At 72.5% G+C, this 17521-nt stretch carries 20 protein-coding genes; 7 read left to right on the forward strand and 13 right to left on the reverse strand.

Features of this window, described 5'->3' with window-relative positions:
* Positions 1–314 precede the first annotated feature (314 nt).
* The 4 genes from AB0D94_RS23165 to AB0D94_RS23180 are packed head-to-tail and all read left to right on the forward strand — an operon-like array spanning position 315 to position 5072.
* Positions 315–995, forward strand: a complete 681-nt coding sequence (locus AB0D94_RS23165; RefSeq protein WP_362055055.1) for a response regulator transcription factor — start codon at positions 315–317, stop codon at positions 993–995.
* Complete coding sequence (locus tag AB0D94_RS23170) at positions 988–2367, forward strand: HAMP domain-containing sensor histidine kinase (protein WP_362055057.1); 1380 nt, start codon at positions 988–990, stop codon at positions 2365–2367. Before AB0D94_RS23165 ends, AB0D94_RS23170 begins: the two co-directional genes overlap by 8 nt.
* Positions 2368–2424: 57 nt before the next feature.
* On the forward strand, positions 2425–3669 hold the full coding sequence (locus tag AB0D94_RS23175; RefSeq protein ID WP_362055059.1) for an LCP family protein: 1245 nt from the start codon (positions 2425–2427) through the stop codon (positions 3667–3669).
* Positions 3657–5072 (forward strand): FtsW/RodA/SpoVE family cell cycle protein, encoded by a 1416-nt coding sequence (locus AB0D94_RS23180; RefSeq protein ID WP_362055061.1) that lies wholly within the window; start codon positions 3657–3659, stop codon positions 5070–5072. Before AB0D94_RS23175 ends, AB0D94_RS23180 begins: the two co-directional genes overlap by 13 nt.
* A gap of 185 nt (positions 5073–5257) precedes the next feature.
* Here AB0D94_RS23180 and AB0D94_RS23185 read toward each other — a convergent pair whose 3' ends face one another.
* On the reverse strand, positions 5258–5497 hold the full coding sequence (locus AB0D94_RS23185) for a hypothetical protein (protein WP_362055063.1): 240 nt from the start codon (positions 5495–5497) through the stop codon (positions 5258–5260).
* Complete coding sequence (locus AB0D94_RS23190) at positions 5490–5645, reverse strand: hypothetical protein (protein ID WP_362055065.1); 156 nt, start codon at positions 5643–5645, stop codon at positions 5490–5492. The genes AB0D94_RS23185 and AB0D94_RS23190 overlap by 8 nt, the downstream gene beginning before the upstream one ends.
* A 190-nt stretch (positions 5646–5835) precedes the next feature.
* Here AB0D94_RS23190 and AB0D94_RS23195 point away from each other — a divergent pair, with 190 nt between their 5' ends.
* Positions 5836–6594, forward strand: a complete 759-nt coding sequence (locus AB0D94_RS23195; RefSeq protein ID WP_362055067.1) for a GntR family transcriptional regulator — start codon at positions 5836–5838, stop codon at positions 6592–6594.
* Positions 6595–6871: 277 nt separating this feature from the next.
* Here the strand turns inward: AB0D94_RS23195 and AB0D94_RS23200 are convergent, their stop codons facing one another.
* Complete coding sequence (locus tag AB0D94_RS23200; RefSeq protein ID WP_362055069.1) at positions 6872–7759, reverse strand: polysaccharide deacetylase family protein; 888 nt, start codon at positions 7757–7759, stop codon at positions 6872–6874.
* The gene (locus AB0D94_RS23205) at positions 7759–8643 is read right to left on the reverse strand and encodes a polysaccharide deacetylase family protein (protein WP_362055071.1); all 885 of its coding nucleotides are present in this window, start codon (positions 8641–8643) and stop codon (positions 7759–7761) included. The genes AB0D94_RS23200 and AB0D94_RS23205 overlap by 1 nt, the downstream gene beginning before the upstream one ends.
* Positions 8644–8892: 249 nt before the next feature.
* Between AB0D94_RS23205 and AB0D94_RS23210 the strand changes: the two genes are divergently transcribed.
* On the forward strand, positions 8893–10089 hold the full coding sequence (locus AB0D94_RS23210; RefSeq protein WP_362055073.1) for a methyltransferase domain-containing protein: 1197 nt from the start codon (positions 8893–8895) through the stop codon (positions 10087–10089).
* Positions 10090–10153: 64 nt separating this feature from the next.
* Here AB0D94_RS23210 and AB0D94_RS23215 read toward each other — a convergent pair whose 3' ends face one another.
* The 5 genes from AB0D94_RS23215 to tsaB all read right to left on the reverse strand — a co-directional run bounded on the left by AB0D94_RS23215 (position 10154) and on the right by tsaB (position 13486).
* Positions 10154–10789 carry a hypothetical protein gene (locus AB0D94_RS23215; RefSeq protein ID WP_362055075.1) on the reverse strand — a complete coding sequence of 212 codons (636 nt, stop codon included), beginning with the start codon at positions 10787–10789 and terminating at the stop codon, positions 10154–10156.
* 73 nt (positions 10790–10862) lie between these two features.
* Positions 10863–11135, reverse strand: coding sequence for a hypothetical protein (locus tag AB0D94_RS23220; RefSeq protein ID WP_362055077.1), 273 nt, complete (start codon positions 11133–11135; stop codon positions 10863–10865).
* The gene (gene tsaD / locus AB0D94_RS23225; protein WP_362055079.1) at positions 11132–12301 is read right to left on the reverse strand and encodes a tRNA (adenosine(37)-N6)-threonylcarbamoyltransferase complex transferase subunit TsaD; all 1170 of its coding nucleotides are present in this window, start codon (positions 12299–12301) and stop codon (positions 11132–11134) included. The genes AB0D94_RS23220 and tsaD overlap by 4 nt, the downstream gene beginning before the upstream one ends.
* Positions 12294–12797, reverse strand: coding sequence for a ribosomal protein S18-alanine N-acetyltransferase (rimI, locus tag AB0D94_RS23230; protein ID WP_362055179.1), 504 nt, complete (start codon positions 12795–12797; stop codon positions 12294–12296). The genes tsaD and rimI overlap by 8 nt, the downstream gene beginning before the upstream one ends.
* A 26-nt stretch (positions 12798–12823) precedes the next feature.
* Positions 12824–13486 carry a tRNA (adenosine(37)-N6)-threonylcarbamoyltransferase complex dimerization subunit type 1 TsaB gene (tsaB, locus tag AB0D94_RS23235; protein WP_362055081.1) on the reverse strand — a complete coding sequence of 221 codons (663 nt, stop codon included), beginning with the start codon at positions 13484–13486 and terminating at the stop codon, positions 12824–12826.
* A 117-nt stretch (positions 13487–13603) separates the two neighbouring features.
* Here tsaB and AB0D94_RS23240 point away from each other — a divergent pair, with 117 nt between their 5' ends.
* Positions 13604–14161 (forward strand): hypothetical protein, encoded by a 558-nt coding sequence (locus AB0D94_RS23240; protein WP_362055083.1) that lies wholly within the window; start codon positions 13604–13606, stop codon positions 14159–14161.
* Positions 14162–14248: 87 nt separating this feature from the next.
* On the opposite strand, the gene AB0D94_RS23245 is transcribed toward AB0D94_RS23240, so the two are convergent.
* From AB0D94_RS23245 to alr, 4 genes are all read right to left on the reverse strand, one after another.
* Positions 14249–14464, reverse strand: a complete 216-nt coding sequence (locus AB0D94_RS23245; protein WP_362055085.1) for a hypothetical protein — start codon at positions 14462–14464, stop codon at positions 14249–14251.
* A gap of 115 nt (positions 14465–14579) precedes the next feature.
* Positions 14580–15146, reverse strand: coding sequence for a tRNA (adenosine(37)-N6)-threonylcarbamoyltransferase complex ATPase subunit type 1 TsaE (gene tsaE / locus AB0D94_RS23250; protein WP_362055087.1), 567 nt, complete (start codon positions 15144–15146; stop codon positions 14580–14582).
* Positions 15097–16278, reverse strand: coding sequence for an alpha/beta hydrolase (locus tag AB0D94_RS23255; RefSeq protein WP_362055089.1), 1182 nt, complete (start codon positions 16276–16278; stop codon positions 15097–15099). The genes tsaE and AB0D94_RS23255 overlap by 50 nt, the downstream gene beginning before the upstream one ends.
* Positions 16279–16298: 20 nt before the next feature.
* Positions 16299–17435: an alanine racemase gene (alr, locus tag AB0D94_RS23260; RefSeq protein WP_362055091.1), complete on the reverse strand. Its 1137-nt coding sequence runs from the start codon at positions 17433–17435 to the stop codon at positions 16299–16301.
* Positions 17436–17521: the final 86 nt, after the last annotated feature.

The raw sequence follows: 17521 nt of genomic DNA on the forward strand, positions 1-17521 counted from the left end.
GTGCGCGAGCCGAGGAGACGCTCCGGAGCGGCCCCGGCCCACACCCGGTAAGCACGGCGCAGCCGAGGCCGCACCCGCCGAGCCCCCCGCAGGGGAAGCGGCGGCCCCGGCCCACACCCGACGCCCAACCCAGCCCCGCCGGCGATTGAGGCGCGGGGCCTGGGGCAGAGCCCCAGCAACGCCGCCGCACCCGGCCAGGCCCCCGCAGGGGAAGCGGCCGAGGAGACGCTCCGGAGCGGCCCCGCCCCACACCCCGGCAAGCACGGCGCAGCCGAGCCCGCCGAGGATACGGCCCAGTATGTGACGCTTGGGGCGTGCGCATCCTGGTGGTCGAAGACGAGCAAGGCCTGGCCGAATCCCTGCGGCGCGGCCTGGCCGCCGACGGGCATCTCGTCGAGGTCGCGCACGACGGCCACCGCGGCCTGGACCTCGCTCTGGCCGGCGGGCCGTACGACGTCGTCCTGCTCGACCTGATGCTCCCCGGCATCGGCGGCCACGAGATCTGCACCCGCATGCGCACCCACGGCGACACCACCCCGGTGCTGATGCTCACCGCCAAGGACGGTGAGTACGACGAGGCCGAGGGCCTGGACTCCGGCGCGGACGACTACCTCACCAAGCCGTTCTCCTTCGTGGTCCTGGCCGCCCGCATCCGGGCACTCGCCCGCCGCGCCGGCGCCCCCGACCGCGGCACGCTCCAGGCCGGCGACCTCGTCCTCGACCCACCGGCCCGCCGCTGCCGGCGCGGCCCCCACGACATCGAGCTGACGGCCCGCGAGCTCGGCGTCCTGGCCTGCCTGATGGAGCAGCCCGGCCGGGCCGTCGCCAAGCAGGACATCCTCGACGAGGTCTGGGACGCCCCGCACGACATCGACCCCAACATCGTCGAGGTGTACGTGTCCTCGCTGCGCAAGAAGATCGACGCACCCTTCGGCCGCCGCTCGATCCTCACCGTGCACGGCACCGGCTACCGCATGTCCCCCGACGGTGGCTAGCGCGAGCCCGCGCCTGAGCCTCCGCGCCCGCACCGCCGCGGCCGCCGCCCTCGCGATGGCCGCCGTCCTGGCCGCCGGCGGGCTCTGGCTGCACAGCCTGCTGCGGGCCAATCTGCTCGACAACACCACCGGCCGCACCGAACTCGCCGCCCGCAAGGTCGCCGCCCAGCTCGACGGCCGGACCCTCCCGCCCGGCGGCCGGCTGCCCGCGCCCGAGGGCGGCGTGGACCTGGTCCTCGTACGGGACGCGGCCGGGCGGACCGTCGCCAGCAGCGGCGACCCGAAGGACGCCCCCGACCTCGGCGAGCTGCGTCCGGGGCCCGGCGAGGACTCCCGCTCGGCGGTACTGCCGCCCGCCCGCCCCGGCCTGGAGCGCCGCGCGGTGGTGGCCGTCGAGGTGCCCGGCGTGCCGGGGGCCCACGACGCGGGCACGGTGTACGCGATGACCGTGCTCGGCGACGTGGACGACGCGACCCGGGCCGTCGCGGCCGGCCTGCTCGCCGGGGCGCCCCCGCTGATCGGCTTCGCCGCGGCCCTGGCCTGGTGGGTGACGGGCCATGCGCTGCGCCCGGTGACGGCGATCCGCACCGAACTGGCGGCGGTCACCGCGAGCGAGCTGGACCGCAGGGTCCCGGATCCGGGCGGGGCCGACGAGATCGCGCGGCTGGCCCGGACCGTCAACGACACGCTGGACCGGCTGGAGCGCTCCGACGCGCGGCAGCGGCAGTTCACCGCGGACGCCTCGCACGAGCTGCGCAACCCGCTGGCCGCCGTCCGGTCCCGGCTGGAGGTGGCGCTGGCCCTGGACCGCCCCGACCGGGAGTCGGTGGAGGCCGCGCTGGCCGATACCGAGCGGCTCCAGGGGATCGCGGCGGACCTGTTGCTGCTGGCCCGGCTGGACGGCGGGCCGCCGCCACGGACCGAGCCGGTGGACCTGGCGCTGCTGGCCGCGGAGGACCTGGCCCGCCGGCGAGAGCCCCCGGTCGGGCTACGGCTGGACGCGCGGGCCCCCGTACCGGCGGCCGGGGACCCGGCGCGGCTGGAGCGGGCACTGGCCAACCTCGTGGACAACGCCCTGCGGCACGCCCGCGCGCAGGTCGTGGTCCGGGCGGAGGGGTCCGGGGACGGCTGGGCGGTGCTGGAGGTGACGGACGACGGCCCGGGCATCCCGGAGGCGGACCGCGACCGGGTCTTCGAGCGGTTCGTACGGCTGGACGCGGACCGCGGCCGGGCCGGCGGCGGGACCGGGCTGGGCCTGGCCATCGCCCGGGAGATCGCACGGGCGCACGGGGGCGACGTACGGGCCCTGCCGGCGCCCGCCGGGGGTGCGCGGCTGGTCCTGCGCCTGCCCGCGCGCAGGCAGCGGACCTGAAGCCGCTTTCAGGATCTTCAGGTTTTCCTCAGCGCCGGGGCCGCAGCATCGGCAGGCATGAGCGCGCACCGGAGGAAGACGACCGCCCGAGGCCGCCGGACGTCCCGGCCGACGTCCCACCGGCCGTCCCGTCGCAGGCGCCTGGGCCGCACCCTGCTGATCACCGGCTGCGCGCTGGCGGTCATGGCGGGCGGCGGGGCCTGGTACCTGTACAAGGACCTGGCCTCCAGCATCGGCAGCTCCAAGGCCCTGGAGGGCGCCGAGAAGTCGAAGTCCGGCGACACGAACATCCTGCTGATGGGCCTGGACAGCCGTAAGGACCAGAACGGCCAGGACCTGCCGCAGGACGTCCTCGACAAGCTGCACGCCGGCAGCTCGGACATCGGCGGCTACAACGCGAACACCCTGATCCTGCTGCACGTGCCCGGGGACGGCAGCCAGGCGAAGGCCTTCTCGATCCCGCGCGACGACTTCGTCGACATACCCGGCCACGGGAAGGACAAGATCAAGAAGGCGTACGGGCTGGCGAAGGAGAAGCGGCAGGAGCAGCTCGCCGGGCAGGGGGTCAAGGACTCCCGGCAGCTGGAGCGGGACGGCCGGGAGGCGGGGCGGAAGGCGCAGATCGAGACGGTGCGCGCGTTCCTGGGGGTCCCGGTCGATCATTTCGCCGAGCTGAATCTGGCCGGTTTCTACCACCTGGCGGACGCGCTGGGCGGCGTACCGGTGTGTCTGAACAAGGCGGTGAAGGACAGGTACTCGGGCGCCGACTTCCCGGCCGGCCGGCAGACCCTCGACGGCGGGCAGTCGCTCGCCTTCGTGCGCCAGCGGCACGGCCTGGACGGGGGCGACCTGGACCGGACGAAGCGGCAGCAGGCCTTCCTCGCCGGCGCGACGCAGAAGCTGAACTCGGCCGGGACCTTCACCGACCCGGGGAAGCTGATCAAGCTGATCGATGCGGCGAAACAGGACGTGGTGACGGACGAGGGATGGGATCTGCTGTCGTTCGTGAAGCAGGCGAAGAACCTGTCCGGCGGCCGGGTGCACTTCACGACGCTTCCCGTCGAGCGCTTCGGAAGGAACCATGGGGAGGACGTCAACGTCGTAGATGATATGAAGATAGAGCGCCTCATTGCCGAGCAGATCGGACCCAAGCCGACTGCGAGCCCGAGCGCACCGGGGACCCCGGGCGCACCGGCACCGGTGTCACCTGAGGCGTCACCCCCCTCCTCGTCCCCGCCACCGCCGGCTTCGCCGCCCACCCCCTCCACCCCGGACGGCGGCGGCATCCCGTGCGTGGACTGAGGCCCCTGACGACGGCGGGTGCCCGCCGCCGGACCGAAGCGCTGCTCCTCCTCCTGGTCGTCGCCATCGCCGTGTTCGGGCACGTGTGCGCGGGCCTGGCGATGAACGGGGAGCTGCCCGCCAACCTCACGGGCTTCACGATCAGCCTGAGCCTGCTGTCGCTCGTGGGTCACCTGGGCGTGCGCCGGTTCGCGGCCTACGCGGATCCGCTGATCCTGCCCCTCGCCATGCTGCTGACCGGGCTCGGGCTGGTCCTGCTGCACCGCCTCGACCAGGGCTACATCGAGCGGTACAACTCGGACGCCAACGCACCCGGCCAGCTGATGTGGACGGTGGTCGGGGTCGCCGCCTGCCTCCTGGTGCTGGCCCTGCTGCGCGACCACCGCCTGCTGCAACGCTTCATCTACATCACCATGGCCGTCGCGCTGGTGCTGCTGATCGCACCGGCGTTCTTCGGCGCGGACACGTACGGCGCGAAGCGCTGGATCAAGCTCTTCGGCTTCTCGCTCCAGCCGGGCGAGTTCGTGAAGATCATGATCGCGATCTTCTTCGCCGGCTACCTGGTCATCCACCGGGACTCGCTGGCCCTGACGGGCCGCAAGTTCCTCGGCATGCGACTGCCGCCGATGCGCCAGCTCGGACCGATCATCACGGTGTGGATCGTGTCCATGCTCGTCCTGGTCTTCGAGCGCGACCTCGGCACCTCGCTGATCTTCTTCGGCGTCTTCGTGGTGATGCTCTACGTGGCCACCGAGCGCACCAGCTGGATCGTGTGCGGCCTGGTCATGGCCTCGGTGGGCGCCTTCGTGGTCGGCTCCACCGAACCGCACGTCAAGGCACGGGTGGCGGCCTGGCTCAACCCGCTGTCGTACTACTGGGAGACCCGGCCCCCGGGGGTCACCTCGGACCAGTCCGCGCAGGCGCTGTTCAGCTTCGGCACGGGCGGGATCTCCGGCACCGGGCTGGGCATGGGCCACCCCGAGCTGATCGCGTTCGCGGGGCGCAGCGACTTCATCCTGACGACGGTGGGCGAGGAACTCGGCCTGGCGGGGGTGATGGCCGTACTGATCCTGTACGCGCTCCTCGTGCAGCGGGGCCTACGGATGGCACTGGGCGCCCGCGACCCCTTCGGCAAGCTCCTGGCGGTGGGCCTGGCCTCGGCGCTGGCCCTCCAGGTCTTCGTGGTCGCGGGCGGCGTGACGGGCCTGATCCCCCTGACGGGCAAGGCCCTGCCCTTCCTGGCGAAGGGCGGCTCGTCCCTGCTGGCCAACTGGATCATGATCGCGCTGCTCCTCCGCATCAGCGACAGCGCGGAACGCCAACGCGAAGCCGACGCCCGCGGCCCGGCCGAAACCACGATCACACCGGTGGTGACGGGGGCGGACACCGGGGCGCGGGCCTGAGGGCGGCTTCGGGGGGGGCGGGGCAGCTTCGGGGGCGTGTGGCGGCGGGGCGGGATCTCGGAGGTGGGGCGGCCTGGTTGCAGCCGCCTGGGGCCGGGCATAGGCCGCCACCGGTCTGATGGGCCGCTGAGGTGAGTGGGCGTCGACCAGCCGAGCGTGAGTTGCGCTCAAGCCGCCATCGATCGCTACGCGCTCCCCCGAGAGGGCGTCCGGCGCCAGCCCGTGGCCTCGACATTGGTGACCGAGTTGGTGAACTCACGGCCGGACGCGCCACGGATGCAGGCCAGCTCCATCCAGTACTCGATGTCGCCGTCCGAGACGTTCTCGTTGATCACGGCCATCAGCTCACCCTCGACTCCGGAAGCGATGTCGCGGACACGTCGGCGCAGGAGTCGGTGCGGAACGTATTCGTATTGCTCACTCATCGGACACCCCCTGCAGGGTGCTGAGGAAGCGCTCCCAGCCGACCAGCGCCCGGTCCAGGAGATCCGCGCTGGGCTCGCCTATGGCAGCAACCCTCACCGAGGAGACGTCTTCCGTGTCGACACCGGACACATCACGGCGCTGCGGCATGCAGATCACTCCTCACTCGTGAGACCGCTCCACAAGCAGCCTCTCTAGAGATGCCTTCACTACAGCGGACGCCACCTCATTCGTCAACACATCTCTAGAGATCTAGGCGGAAGTAGGCCACACCCCTGGTACGTGCGGCGGCCTACCCGTGGCCCTAGGGTGTCTAGAGAGGAGAAGGAGTGATCGGTTCATGACCAGCCAGGGCAGCACCCGCCAGCCGAAGTACCAGCGGATCGCTGATGCGCTGAGAACGGCCATTCAGTCGGGCGAGTACGGCCCGGGCGACCGCCTGCCAGGCGAGAACGACCTCATGGCCACGTACGAGGTCGCCCGGATGACCGCGCGCCAGGCCCTCGGCGTCCTGCAGAACGAAGGCCTCGCGGAGGCACGGAAGGGTGCCGGCGTCTTCGTCCGAGCGTTCAAGCCCTTGCGGCGGCGCGGTATCCAGCGGCTGGCGCACGACCAGTGGGGCTCAGGCCGCTCCATCTGGTCCGCCGATTCCAAGGATCGAGAGCTGGTTGTCGATCAGATCGAGGTGCGTGAGGAAGAGGCGGACAACCGCATCTCGGACGCCCTTGGCATTCCCGCGGGGACACAGGTGTGGGCACGCAGCCGCCGCTTCGTGCTTGATGGCAAGCCCGTGCTCTTCGCGACGTCATACCTGCCGTCGGACGTCGTCGCGGACTCTGCCATCACTCAGGCCGACACCGGGCCCGGCGGGACGTACGCGCGACTGGCCGAGCTGGGGCATGAGCCCGTTCACTTCCGAGAGGAAATCCGGTCCCGCATGCCTTCAGTCGGCGAGGCCGAGCGGCTGTCGCTCTCCATGGGTACACCTGTCATCCAGATCGTCCGTACCGCATTCGCCGAGGGCGGGCGGGCCGTTGAGGTCAACGAGATGACTCTGGACTCTGCTTCCTACGTGCTGGAGTACGACTTCGACGCCTAGCCCCTCCTGACGGCAGCTGCCGCCGAAGAACCCGACCCACCGCGCAGATATCAGCCCCAGACGGGCGCCGGACGCCATCCCGGGGAGCGGGTAGCGATCTGTGGCGGCTTATGACCAGCCCCAGACGGGTGGCGGACACCATTCGGGGAGGAGCGCGTAGCGATTTGATGCGCTACCGGCTCCGGGCGGCTTCTGCCGGGGGCTGGTCGGGGTCTTGCTCCGACAAGGCGGCTGCATCCAGGCCGCCCCTCCCCGACCGAAGCTCCGCCCCGCCCCCCTACAAGTAGTCCTCCAGCCGCCCGATCCGGTACCCCTGTTCCTGGATGCGCTGCAGCATGCGCGTCGTCATCTGGACCTCCGTCGAGCCCTTGAGCTCGGACGGGCCCCTGAAGTGGGCCAGGACGATGTCGCCCGGCTTGAGGGCGGAGCCCTCGGCGTACTGGAAGTTGGTGATCTGCATCGACACGCGCCACAGGACCACGGACGAGACTCCGCACTCCGAGGCGGCCCGGAGGGTGTCGTCGTTGTAGTTGCCGAAGGGCGGGCGGAAGAGCGGCGGCCGCTGGCCGAAGCGCTTCTCCAGGCGCTCCTGCTGGCCGCATATCTCGTGCTTCTGCGCCGCGAACGGCAGGGTGCGCAGGTTCGGGTGGGTCAGCGTGTGGTTGTTTATCGTGCTGGCCGAGCCGTTGTCGCGGAGCTTCTCGAAGTGTCCGTAGTCCGACGCCGCCACACTGTCCGTCAGGAACATGCTGATCGGCAGCTTGAGGTCGGCGGCCATCTTCAGGAACTCGGGGTCCTTCTCCGCACCGTCGTCGAAGGTGAGGAAGACTATTTTCTCCCCGGCCGGCACGGGTATTCGGTCCACGACCCGGGCCTTGCCCGCCTCGGGCTGGGGCAGGGCCGGCTTCTGGGCGGGCTTCGGCGCGTACTGGACCGGGGCCGTCAGGCCCCACTTCTTGTACGCCTCGTCCGACGCGCCGCCCGGCGCCGGGCTCCCCGCCGCCGACGGCGGGGCCGGCGACGGGGTGGGAGTGGCCGCGTCCGGCGCGTGCGTCGTCTTGCGGCCCAGCCGTTCGATGGGTTCCACGCTGTCCCCGCACCCCGTCAGGGACAGCGCGAGCGCGCCGGCGGCCAGCGTTCCGGCTACCAACCGGCGCGCGTGCATCACAGATAGTCCTCCAAGCGAGCCACGGCGTACCCCTTGTCCGTGACGGTCTTCATGACATGACGGATCATGTCAGGCATGGTGCCCTTCCAGTCCTCCCGTCCCCGGAAGTGCGTGAGGATGATGTCTCCGGGGTGCAGGTCGCGGTCCCACTCCCGGTAGTCCATCCGGTTCGTGAACGCCTCGGCGTTCCACAGCGGCACCGCCTTGATCCCGCAGGACTTGGCCGCGAGCAGCGTGTCCTGGTTGTAGTTGCCGTACGGCGGGCGGAAGAGCGTGGGCCGCTTGCCGAACTGCTTCTGGATCATGTCCTGCTGGCCGCAGATCTCCTGGCGCTGCTGCTCGTACGACAGCGCCGGCATGTAACGGTGGTTGAGGGTGTGGTTGTTCAGGACGACGCCCGCGGCCTGCATGCCCTTGAAGTACGGGTAGTTGTCGCGCACGAGGTAGTCGCTGAGGAACGCCGTGTACGGGATCTTCAGCTCCTGCATCATCTTCACGAACTCGGGGTCCTTCTCGGCCCCGTCGTCGATCGTGAGGAAGACGACCTTGTCCTCCGTCGGGATGGTGGTGAAGACCGGCGGCAGTTCCTCCTCTTCGTGGTCATACACCTCGAAGCCATCGCGCGTTTCGATCTCGGGCTTCTCCTTCGGCGCCGCCGGGGCGAGCAGTGGCGGCTTGGCCAGGCGCCACTTCTTCACCGCGGCGAGGCGCGCCTGCTGGGCCGCCTTCTGCCGCTCCGCGGCGGTGCCGAGTGCGCCGGCCGCGCCCGCGGCTTCCGCGCCCTTGCCCGTCTTGGCCTTCTCGGCCTTGTCCGGGGCTCCGGACTCCGCGGAGCTGCACGCCGTGCCGAGGGCGGCGACGAGCACCGCGGTCAGCGCCACCCCGAACCGGCCGCGCGGACGTGCCGCGCGCCGGTGACCCAGTTGCGTCTTATGTTCCTTTTGTCGGACTAGCTGCATAGCTGCGCATCCTGGCACCGCGCGGGCCGACTCCCCGGAAGACACCGCGACGGGGCGCCCCACCTTCCTCCGGCTGGCCCACACCGGCCCGCCCCACCGGCCCGCCCACCGGCCCGCCCCACCGATCCGCCCGCCGGCCCGCCCCACCGGCCCGTCGCCGACAATGGAAGCGTGACCCCCGAAGACTTCGCCGCCCTCCTCACCCCGGAGGGGCGCTCCCTCCTCGACTCGCTCCGCGACTACGACCCCGCCCAGGAGCTGGCCGTCGCCACCCGGCTGCGCCGCGAGCACCCCGCCGGGCTGGTCTCCGCCGCGCTCGGGCAGGCCCGGCTGCGGCAGCGGGCGGTGGCGAAGTTCGGGGCGCAGGACGCCTTCCGGATGTACTTCACCTCCGGCGGCGGCGAGATGGCCACCCGCGCGTCCGTGGCCTCGTACCGCGCCGAGCGGCTCGCGGCCCTCGGCGTACGCAGCCTCGCGGACCTGTGCTGCGGCATCGGCGGGGACGCCCTGGCCCTGGCCCGGCTCGGCATCCGGGTGCTGGCCGTGGACCACGACCCGCTGACGGTGGCCGTCGCGCGGGCCAACGCCGAGGCGCTGGGGCTGGCGGACCTGATCGAGGTCCGGGAGGCGGACGTGACGGACGTGGACGTGTCCTCGTACGACGCCGTCTTCATCGACCCGGCCCGGCGCGGCGGGCGCGGCCGGATCTTCGATCCGGAGTCCTACTCGCCGCCGCTGTCGTGGGCCGTCGCGACCGCCCGCGCGGCGAAGTACGCCGCCATCAAGATCGCCCCGGGGATCCCGCACGAGGCGGTCCCCGCGGAGGCCGAGGCGGAGTGGATCTCCGACCAGGGGGACGTCAAGGAGGCGGTGCTCTGGTTCGGCACCGCGCCCGGGACCGTGCGCGCCACGCTGCTGCCCGGCCCGCGCGCCCTGCACACGGCCGCGCCCCTGCCCGACCCCGAGGCCGGACCGGTCGGGCGCTACCTCTACGAGCCCGACGGCGCGGTCATCCGCGCGCACCTCGTGGCCGAGGTGGCCGAGCAGCTGGGCGGCCGGCTGATCGACCCGACCATCGCCTACGTCACCGCCGACGAGCTGCGCGCGACGCCGTACGCGACCTCGTACGAGATCACCGACGTGCTGCCCTTCGGCCTGAAGAAGCTGAAGGCGCTGCTGCGCGAGCGCGGGGTCGGCATCCTGACCGTGAAGAAGCGCGGCTCCGCGATCGAGCCGGAGGAGCTGCGCAGGAAAGTGAAGCCGCAGGGCCCGAACTCGGCGACGGTCTTCCTGACCCGGGTGGCGGGGGCCCCGTCGATGCTGATCGGAGCACCGGCCGGGGCGCCTGCGGCGAAGCCCGTACGGTGATCCGCTGCTGGGCCGACGCGGGGGCGACCCCGGGCTGTCGGGGCTCCGCCCCGGACCCCGCGCCTCAAACGCCGGCGGGGCTTGATTCTGCCCGGAGGAAGGCTCGTAGGGCCCAGCGGTAGTGGGCGGCGGCCTTCGCCACGCCCAGCAGCCCGGTGATCCAAAGGATCATGCCGAGGCCCATGTAGTACGCGACTTCGCCGTACGTCTCCTTGCCCGGCCGGGCCGACACCGCGACCCCGAAGGTCAGCCACAGTCCGGCCGCGGCCGGCAGGAAGGAGGCCAGCAGCCAGGTCAGGCTCCGCCCGGGCGCCCGCACCTGGCGGTCGGTCGCCGGGTCCCGGTCGGCCTCGGCCCAGGCGCACAGCAGCCGGCGCACCTGGCGGTCCTGCCGGGCGCCCCAGGCGAACCAGAACGCGGCGGGGATCAGCACGCCCGCGCCGAGCACGACGAAGACGGTCCCGAGGAGGTAGGAGACGAAGTCGCCCTCCTCGAAGGCCATGAGGGCCATGCCGACGAAGGACCAGCCGAACGCGAAGACGGCGGACACGGACCAGAGCAGCAGCAACCGCCCCAGGCCCAGGCTGCGTTGTCCCAGGTCCAGCAGGAACCGCGCGCGGTCGGCCCGTACGGCCGTCTCGTCCAGCCAGGCCCGCAGGTGCGCGGGAGGCGGCGGGGGCGGCAGGTCACGACGAGGCATGCACATGACCATAGCGGCACCGCGTCCAGGCACGGTCGAGTCCCCCACCAGGAGCATGTGCCCGGCGGGCGGGTCAGCCCTCGTCGACCCCCACCGACTCGAACCGCCAGCGGTGGACCGCCCGCGTGATCAAGTCGGGCGCGGGTTCCGGCAGTTCGGGCAGATCCGCGCTCACGCCCTCGGCCGCCTCCCACCAGGTGATCACGAGCACCCGGTCCTGCGGGGCCCGGAACACCTCGCGGCGCACCGGCTCCCGGGCGAGGACCTGCGCCCGGGCCCACTCCAGCAGTTCGGTGCCCCGGCCGTCGGCGGCCCGGGCCTCCCACATCAGCGCGACGGTGCTCACGAGTACAGGTTGTCCTTGCTCAGCTCGTGGACGTGGTCATGATCGTGTCCGTGTCCGTGTCCGTGTCCGTGTGAGTGGTCGTGGCTGTGCGCATGGCCCCGTCCCTCGCCCTCGCCGGCCCCGGCGCCCGGCACGTGCGGGTCCGTCACCGGCAGCGAGGAGTCCGCGGACAGGTCCCAGTCCGAAGCCGGCCGGTTCCGCTTGACCATCTCCGCGCCCAGTGCCGCCACCATCGCGCCGTTGTCCGTGCACAGCTTCGGCCGCGGCACCCGCAGGATGATCCCCGCGTCGTCGCACCGCTCCTGCGCGAGCGAGCGCAGCCGGGAGTTGGCCGCCACACCGCCGCCGATCATCAGGTGGTCGACGCCCTCGTCCTTGCACGCCCGGATCGCCTTGCGCGTCAGCACGTCCACCACGGCCTCCTGGAAGGACGCCGCCACATCGCGCACCGGCACCTCCTCGCCCGCGTTCCGCTTCGCCTCGATCCAGCGGGCGACGGAGGTCTTCAGCCCGGAGAAGGAGAAGTCGTACGCCGCGTCGCGCGGGCCCGTCAGCCCGCGCGGGAAGTTGATCGCCTTCGGGTCGCCCTCGCGCGCGAGCCGGTCGATGACCGGTCCGCCGGGGAAGCCCAGCTGGAGCACGCGCGCGATCTTGTCGAAGGCCTCGCCCGCCGCGTCGTCGATGGTCGCGCCCAGCGGCCGTACGTCGGAGGTGATGTCGGGGGCCAGCAGCAGGGAGGAGTGCCCGCCGGACACCAGCAGCGCCATGGTCGGCTCCGGCAGCGGCCCGTGCTCCAGCTGGTCCACGCAGATGTGCGAGGCGAGGTGGTTCACCCCGTACAGGGGCTTGCCCAGCGCGTACGCGTACGCCTTGGCCGCCGAGACGCCCACCAGCAGCGCCCCCGCGAGTCCCGGTCCGGCCGTGACCGCGATGCCGTCGAGGTCGCGGGCGCTGACCCCGGCCTCCTTCAGGGCGCGGTTGATCGTGGGGACCATCGCCTCCAGGTGGGCGCGCGAGGCCACCTCGGGCACGACTCCGCCGAAGCGGGCGTGTTCGTCGACGCTGGAGGCGATCGCGTCCGCGAGCAGGGTGGTGCCCCGGACGACGCCGACGCCGGTCTCGTCGCAGGACGTCTCGATGCCGAGGACGAGCGGTTCGTCAGCCATTGCTCTCACTGCTCTCAGTTCGTGCTTGTGCGGGGTCGGTCAGTCGCATGACGAGCGCGTCGACGTTGCCGGGCTGGTAGTAGCCGCGCCGGAAGCCGATGGGCTCGAAGCCGAAGCGCTCGTAGAGCTTCTGGGCCCGGGTGTTGTCCACCCGCACCTCCAGCAGCACCTCGGCGCACTCGAAGGCGGTGGCGGCGCGCAGCAGGTCGGTCAGGAGCCGGGCGCCGAGCCCGGTCCCCCACTGGTCCCGGGCGGCCGCGATGGTCTGTACGTCGGCCAGGTCGCCGGCGGCCGCGAGCCCGGCGTAGCCGACGAGCCGGCCCGAGCCCGCGGCACGGCCGCTGTCGGGAAACTGCTCGGCGACGACGTACCTGCGCGTGGCGTGCGGCCCGCGGGCGTGGGCCAGCTCGGACCAGAACATCCCCGCGGACCAGGCGTCCTCGGGGAACAGCTCGTGCTCCAGTTCCAGCACCGGCTCGATGTCCCACCAGCGCATCTCGCGCAGCACCGTGTTCACCGCGGTCACTGTGGGGTGACCACCTTGTAGTTCTTGGGCACCTGCGCGTCGGGCCGGCGCAGGTAGAGCGGGACGGGGGGCAAGAACTCCGCCCCGGCGGCGAGCCGCTCCGCGGCCAGCGCGGCCAGGGCGGCGGCCGACTGGTGCTCGGGGCCCCGCGCGTCCCGGAACACCTCCGGGTACAGGAGCGCTCCCTGGCCCACCGCGGGCAGCCCCGCGACCTGCTCGGCGATGTCGGCCGGGCGGTCCACGGCGGGCTCTCCGACGCGGGTGCGCGGGTCCTCGTACCGGGCCCAGTACACCTCCTTGCGCCGGGCGTCGGTGGCCACGGTGAAGGGGCCCTCGATCCCGGCGGTCCCCGCCGCGTAGGCGAGGCCGTCCAGGGTGCACAGGCCGTGCACGGGCACGCCGAGCACGGCGGCGAAGGTGGAGGCGGTGACGAGGCCGACGCGCAGCCCGGTGTAGGGGCCGGGGCCGACTCCTACGACGATGCCGGTGAGGGCGTCGAGCTTGAGCCCGGCCTCGGCGAGCACCTTGTCTACGGAGGGCAGCAGCAGCTCCCCGTGGCGGCGGGCGTCGACCTGGTTCGACTCGGCGAGGACGGACTCGCCGTCGTGCAGGGCGACGGTGACGGCGGGCGTGGCGGTATCTACAGCGAGCAGGAGCACGCGAACAGCCTACGACTCCCGGCAGCGGGGGCCTTGCGGCCGGGCACCGGGCACCCCGGCTGCTACCTTTCGATCGAGGTGGACAAGTCAAGCGGTCGGCGCGGAGGGTGGAGCAAGGTGGCACGCAGCAGCTCGGGAATCGTGGCCGGGCTCACCGCCGCGGCAATCGCCGTCGTGGGCTTCCTCGGCTACCAGGCCTCGGCGACGGCTCCCACGCCTCCCCCGAAGGCGGCCGAGCAGGCCCCGGCCCCCGCCGGCAGCCAGGCGCCCGTCAAGCAGGACCCGGCCAAGCCGGTGCCCGTGCCGGCCGATTCGGGCACCGGGGAGCGCGTCGTGTACTCCGTGGGCCAGAAGCGCGTGTGGCTGGTGGGAGCGGCCGGGCAGGAGCCGAAGTCCTTCACGGTGGTGCCGAGCACGGTGCACCCGAAGCCGGGCAGCTACTCGGTCACCTCGCGCTCGGGCGCGGTCACCGGATCGGACGGGGTGCCGATCGAGCACGTCGTACGGTTCGCCAGTCCGGACGGCGTGGTGGTGGGCTTCAGCGCCCGGGTGGACGGTGCGACGCCGGAGCCGGACCCGAACAGGAAGACCGGCGGCATCCGCATGTCGCGCGCGGACGGTGACGCGATGTGGGCGTTCGCGACGATCAGCGCGAAGGTCGTCGTCGTCCCCTGACGGCTCCCGCAGGCCGCCCTCGCCCTCTGACGGCTCGGGGGTGGCGCCGTCCCTGACGGCTCCCGCTTCACCCGTACGCGGTACGGCTCAGGCCGCTTCGGACTCCGGAGCGGCCTGTTCCACGCCCCCGCCGGCCCCGGCCGACCCGATGACCCCGGCAGCCCGAGGAGCCCCGTCGGCCTCTGCGTCGTGGCGCGCGGGCGGCGTGGAGACGGCGGTGGCGGCCAGGCCCGCGGCGAGCAGCGCCCGCATCGACACGGCGGACGGCCGGGGGTCGCGCTGTGCTCCTGCTGGTGCCGACATGGTGCCTCCTGGACCCGGGGACGCCGAACTTAGGCATACCTAAGAAACGCTCGGTACCATGTCACCACGTGCGCTGCCAATAGCGCAATATCTTGCCGACCTGTTGTCGGTACGTTTACTCCGTGAGGGCCCCGGCCAGGGCTTCGAGCCCCGCTCCCGCCGACCAGCGGGCCCCGACACCGCGCAGCGAGACCTGCCGTACGTCGTCCAGCACCTCCTCGTGGCCGACCGCCCGCGCGATCACCACGTGCAGCCGGTCGTCGGAGAGCTCCTCCACCTTGCCGTCGCCCCATTCCACGACGACCACGGACTCGGGCAGCGAGACGTCGAGGTCCAGGTCCTCCATCTCGTCGAGCCCGCCGCCCAGGCGGTACGCGTCCACGTGCACCAGGGGCGGCCCGTCACCCAGCGAAGGGTGCACGCGGGCGATCACGAAGGTCGGCGAGGTCACGGCCCCGCGCACGCCCAGGCCCTCGCCCAGGCCGCGGGTCAGCGTGGTCTTGCCCGCGCCCAGCTCCCCGGTCAGCAGCACGAGGTCGCCGGGGCGCAGCAGGCCTGCGATCCTGCGGCCCAGCTCCCGCATCGCGTCGGGGGAGCTGATGGTGACGACGGTCTCGGCGGGGAACCCGGTCTCAGGCGCCGGTGCCGGGCTGCGCTGCGCTTCCAGCGGTACTTCTTCCATGTCCGCCAACGTTAGTCGCTGCGGGCACCGCCCCGGTGCGCGCCAGCAAGTCGGTCAGCAGCCCGGTCACGGTCTCGGGCTGTTCCAGCATCATCAGGTGCCCGGCGGTCTCCAGGACGGCCAGTTCGGCGCTCGGCAGCGCCTCCTTGATGGCCTCGCTGTGCGCGAGCGGAGTGATCATGTCGCGGGCCCCGGCGATGACGGTGACGGGGATGTCCGCGAACCGCTGGAGCGCCACGGTCTTGTCGTGGGCCTGGAAGGCCGGGTAGAACTCGGCGACCACGTCGATCGGGGTGGCCTCGATGAGCCGTTCCGCGAAGCGGGCGATGGCCGGGTCCACGTCCCGGGAGCCGAACGAGTACATCTTGATCATGCCGGCGAAGAGGTCGGCAGTGGCCCTGCGCCCCCTCTCGACCAGTTCGACCTGCGAGCCGAGGGCCTTGAGCACGCCCGGCAGGATCCTGCGTACGGCGCCCACGCCGACGGACGGGAGCCCGTACGTCACCTCGCCGAGGCTGCCGCTGGACGTGCCGACCAGAGCCACGCCGACGACGCGCTCGCGCACGAGGTCGGGGAACTGCTCGGCGAGTCCCATGATGGTCATACCGCCCATCGAGTGACCCACAAGGATCAGCGGGCCCTCGGGCGCGGCGGCGTCGATGACGGCCTTCAGATCGCGGCCGAGCTGCTCGATGGTGACCGGTTGCCCGTCCGCCTGGGCGATGCCGCGCGCGCTGCGGCCGTGGCTGCGCTGGTCCCAGTACACGGAACGGACCACTGTGCGCAGGGCGGCCCGCTGGAAGTGCCAGGAGTCCTGGCCGAGGCAGTAGCCGTGGCAGAAGACGACGGTGGCGGGGGGCGCGGACTTGCGCCTCAGGCGCCGCTTGGCCACGCCGTCGCCGGGCAGCTCGTCGACCTCGTAGTAGATCTCGGTGGCGTCCTCGGCCCGGCAGATCCCCTCGGTGCCGCGCAGGGAGCCGTAGTCCCCGGCCGCGTCGAGCGCCAGGCGCGCCTCCCTGCGCATGCCGCGCCCCACGGTGATCCGCTCGACCGCGACACCGGCCGCGGCGCCCGCCGCCAGCACGCCGATGGCGGCGCCGGCCCAGCCGGCCTTGCGCCAGTTCTCGCTCACGCCGCCGCCCTCACTCCGCCTCAGCGGCCCAGGTACACCCGGGGCACGCGCCCTCCGATACGGGTGACGATCTCATACCCGATCGTGCCCGACGCCTCGGCCCAGTCCTCGGCGGTGGGTTCGCCGCGCTCGGCGTCCCCGAAGATCACGGCTTCGTCCCCGACCTGGGCGAGGTCTTCTCCCAAGTCGACCACGAACTGGTCCATGGCGACGCGTCCCGCGACGTGGCGGATCTTGCCGGCGACGAGGACGGGCCCGCGGCCCGAGGCGTGCCGCGGGATGCCGTCGGCGTACCCGGCGGGGACGAGCGCGAGGTTCGTCCCGGTCTCGGTGACGTAGTGGTGTCCGTAGCTCACGCCGTGCCCGGCGGGGACGTTCTTGACCAGCGCGAGGGAGGCCTTGAGGGTCATCGCGGGGCGCAGGCCCAGCTGGGCCGGGGTGCCGAGTTCGGGGGCGGGCGACACCCCGTAGACCGCCAGGCCGCAGCGGACCAGGTCGAAGTGGGACTCGGGGAGGGTGAGCGTCGCGGGCGAGTTGGCGATGTGCCGGACCTCGGGGTCGACTCCCTCCTTCTCGGCGTACGCGAGCATGTCGCGGAAGGCGGCGAGCTGGAGCTGGATCGACGGGTGGCCGGGCTCGTCGGCGCAGGCGAAGTGCGACCAGACGCCGGTGACGTGGACGGTGCCCTCGGCCTGGGCGGCGACGGCCGCCCCTACGAGGTCCGCCCAGTCGGCGGGCTGACAGCCGTTGCGGCCCAGTCCGGTGTCGGCCTTGAGCTGGATGCGCGCGGTACGGCCCGCGGTGCGCGCTGCTTCCCGTACCTCGTCCAGGGCCCACATCCCGCTGACCGAGACATCGATATCGGCCTCGACGGCTTCCCGCCAGGGCCCGCCGGGGTTCCACAGCCAGCACATGATCCGGCCCTCGACCCCGGCGGCGCGCAGCGCGAGCGCCTCTTCGGGCGTGGCGGTCCCGAGCCAGGCGGCCCCGGCCTCCTGGGCTGCCTTGGCGCAGGCCACGGCCCCGTGCCCGTAGGCGTTCGCCTTGACCACGGCCATCAGTGCGGCCCGGGGCGCCCGCTCGCGCAGTGCGCGCACGTTCTCCCGTACGGCGTCAAGATCGATCTCGGCGTACACGCGCGTGGGTGTCTCGTTCATCGCCCACAGTCTCTCAGACGGTCTCCCCTGCGGCGGGCTCGGCCGCTTCCCCTGCGGGGCGGCTTGGCGGGTGCGGTAGCCCCTGC

This window comes from Streptomyces sp. NPDC048255 (assembly GCF_040652415.1).
In the GTDB taxonomy this organism is placed as follows: domain Bacteria; phylum Actinomycetota; class Actinomycetes; order Streptomycetales; family Streptomycetaceae; genus Streptomyces.

What these genes read in the sequence shown, in the direction of transcription:
- AB0D94_RS23175 (WP_362055059.1), top strand. Translation starts at nt 2,425, where the DNA reads ATGAGCGCGCACCGGAGGAAGACGACCGCCCGAGGCCGCCGGACGTCC.
- AB0D94_RS23185 (WP_362055063.1), bottom strand. Translation starts at nt 5,497, where the DNA reads ATGAGTGAGCAATACGAATACGTTCCGCACCGACTCCTGCGCCGACGT.
- AB0D94_RS23190 (WP_362055065.1), bottom strand. Translation starts at nt 5,645, where the DNA reads ATGCCGCAGCGCCGTGATGTGTCCGGTGTCGACACGGAAGACGTCTCC.
- AB0D94_RS23195 (WP_362055067.1), top strand. Translation starts at nt 5,836, where the DNA reads ATGACCAGCCAGGGCAGCACCCGCCAGCCGAAGTACCAGCGGATCGCT.
- AB0D94_RS23200 (WP_362055069.1), bottom strand. Translation starts at nt 7,759, where the DNA reads ATGCACGCGCGCCGGTTGGTAGCCGGAACGCTGGCCGCCGGCGCGCTC.
- AB0D94_RS23215 (WP_362055075.1), bottom strand. Translation starts at nt 10,789, where the DNA reads ATGCCTCGTCGTGACCTGCCGCCCCCGCCGCCTCCCGCGCACCTGCGG.
- tsaD (WP_362055079.1), bottom strand. Translation starts at nt 12,301, where the DNA reads ATGGCTGACGAACCGCTCGTCCTCGGCATCGAGACGTCCTGCGACGAG.
- rimI (WP_362055179.1), bottom strand. Translation starts at nt 12,797, where the DNA reads ATGCGCTGGTGGGACATCGAGCCGGTGCTGGAACTGGAGCACGAGCTG.
- AB0D94_RS23245 (WP_362055085.1), bottom strand. Translation starts at nt 14,464, where the DNA reads ATGTCGGCACCAGCAGGAGCACAGCGCGACCCCCGGCCGTCCGCCGTG.
- tsaE (WP_362055087.1), bottom strand. Translation starts at nt 15,146, where the DNA reads ATGGAAGAAGTACCGCTGGAAGCGCAGCGCAGCCCGGCACCGGCGCCT.
- alr (WP_362055091.1), bottom strand. Translation starts at nt 17,435, where the DNA reads ATGAACGAGACACCCACGCGCGTGTACGCCGAGATCGATCTTGACGCC.